This is a genomic window from Nocardia sp. NPDC024068, assembly GCF_040638875.1.
GTDB lineage: Bacteria > Actinomycetota > Actinomycetes > Mycobacteriales > Mycobacteriaceae > Nocardia.
Genome location: NZ_JBEZYU010000126.1, coordinates 1 through 1819 on the forward strand (window position 1 = coordinate 1; position 1819 = coordinate 1819).

A 1819-nucleotide genomic window follows, 5' to 3' on the forward strand; every position below is an offset into this window, starting at 1 on the left:
GACTGACCGGCGGGAGTGAAGAACCGGGTTAATAGGGCCCCACCCTCGAGCGGCGGAGCCGCTCCAAAATTACAGCCCGACCCTTGGCGGAGGGGCCGATCCGAACCCCCTCTTCGCGGAGTGGTCGCTTCAACCCACCTCCCCAACCCTCGGCAGAGTGGTCGCTCCGAACCGTTCCTTCGCGGTGGGGTCGCTTCAACCCACCTCCCCAACCCTCGGCAGAGTGGTCGCTCCGAACCGTTCCTTCGCGGTGGGGCCGCCTCAACCCACCTCCCCGACCCTTCGCGAAAGGGTCGATCCAAAACTCAAGCGGCGCCTTCGCCGAGGTATTGGAGCCAGACCGGGTCCAGGTCGTTGACCGTGGACAGTAGCCGCCAGTGCGGGCCTTTCGGGGAGACCAGGGGTGCCCGCAGGGTCCAGCCCAGTTCGGCCAGCAGTTTGTCGGCTTTGCGGTGGTTGCAGGGTGCGCAGCTGGCGACGCAGTTTTCCCAGCTGTGTTCGCCGCCGCGGCTGCGGGGGATGACGTGGTCGATGGTTTCGGCTTTTCCGCCGCAGTAGCCGCACCGGTAGCGGTCGCGTTGCATGAGGGCGGCGCGGGTCATCGGGACGCGGGCGCGGTAGGGGACGCGCACATAGGTGCGCAGCCGGATGACGGAGGGAATCGCGACCGCGGAGCCGGCGGAGTGCAGGACCGGGCCGGTGGGGTCGTGGTGGACCGCGTCGGCCTTGTCGCAGACCAGCAGGACGATCGCGCGGCGGGCGGTCAGCGCGGTGAGAGGTTCGTAGGTGGCGTTGAGCAGCAGGACACGGCGTTTGAGCCAGTTCAACTGCGGGGGGATCGGAGCGGAATCGCTCGGAGAGAATGTGGAATCGGTAGCGGATGCGGTATCGGCGGTGTGCCTGTTGACCGCGTGATCGGACAGCAATTGCAACGGAGGAGCCCCCGACCCACGAGCGTGGACGTCGGCGGGCTTCAGTTGTCGGTGGCGTAAGGCCTCCGTTGATCGGGCGCCGGTCCGCTGCTTCATGTCGACCCCAAATTCTGCGTTTCAAGATCATGTGGTATCTCGCCAGGAGACAGAAACCAGTTGACCACGGAAAGTTCCGCAGTGCACGGTTATTTTGCACAATGGCTGGTTAACGGTCGCTGAAGCGACGCCCGGGGGCCACCGGCCGGTGCGGCGCGGCGCGGTCGCATACCGGTCGGCGTGGGGGAATCTGCGGACGTCCGGCGTGACGGGCACAATGGACGGCGCACCCACGGAAAACGAGAGGTTTCATGACTTCGGGTAACCCGGCTTCCGGCTCTCCGGCGAGCGAACAGGCGGCGAACTCCTTCTACGCGGCGGTCGGCGGCGACGAGACGTTCCACCGGCTGGTGGCGGTGTTCTACCGCGAGGTCGCCGCCGACGAGATCCTGCGGCCCCTGTATCCGGAGGAGGATCTGGGACCGGCCGAGCGCCGGTTGCGGATGTTCCTCGAGCAGTACTGGGGCGGACCCCGCACCTATTCCGACGAACGCGGCCATCCGCGGCTGCGGATGCGGCATATGCCGTTCGAGATCGGACCCGTGCAGCGGGACGCGTGGTTGCGGTGTATGCGCATCGCGGTCGCGGAGATCGAACCCGAGACGCTCGACGACGACCACCGCCGCCAGCTGCTGGACTACCTGGAGATGGCTGCCAACTCTCTTATGAACACCGCTTGGTAGAAGGTGCTGTGTTTATTGGCGCGCTGGCGCGCGCGGGGTTCGGCCCCCTGAGCGTCTGCTGTCAGCCCTCGAGACTCGTGGCTTCGCCACATCGCTTCGAGGGCTGAC

General features: G+C 66.6%; 2 protein-coding genes. One reads left to right on the top strand and one right to left on the bottom strand.

What is annotated here, in order from left to right; translation table 11 throughout:
- Window positions 1-305 precede the first annotated feature (305 nt).
- Complete coding sequence (locus tag AB0F41_RS31555; RefSeq protein ID WP_357430256.1) at window positions 306-1028, bottom strand: HNH endonuclease; 723 nt, start codon at window positions 1026-1028, stop codon at window positions 306-308.
- Between the two features lie 251 nt (window positions 1029-1279).
- Here AB0F41_RS31555 and AB0F41_RS31560 point away from each other — a divergent pair, with 251 nt between their 5' ends.
- The gene (locus tag AB0F41_RS31560) at window positions 1280-1711 is read left to right on the top strand and encodes a globin (protein WP_357430258.1); all 432 of its coding nucleotides are present in this window, start codon (window positions 1280-1282) and stop codon (window positions 1709-1711) included.
- The last annotated feature ends 108 nt before the right edge of the window (window positions 1712-1819 follow it).

Coding starts and splice junctions, on each gene's coding strand:
- AB0F41_RS31555 (WP_357430256.1), bottom strand. CDS start 1,028: ATGAAGCAGCGGACCGGCGCCCGATCAACGGAGGCCTTACGCCACCGA.
- AB0F41_RS31560 (WP_357430258.1), top strand. CDS start 1,280: ATGACTTCGGGTAACCCGGCTTCCGGCTCTCCGGCGAGCGAACAGGCG.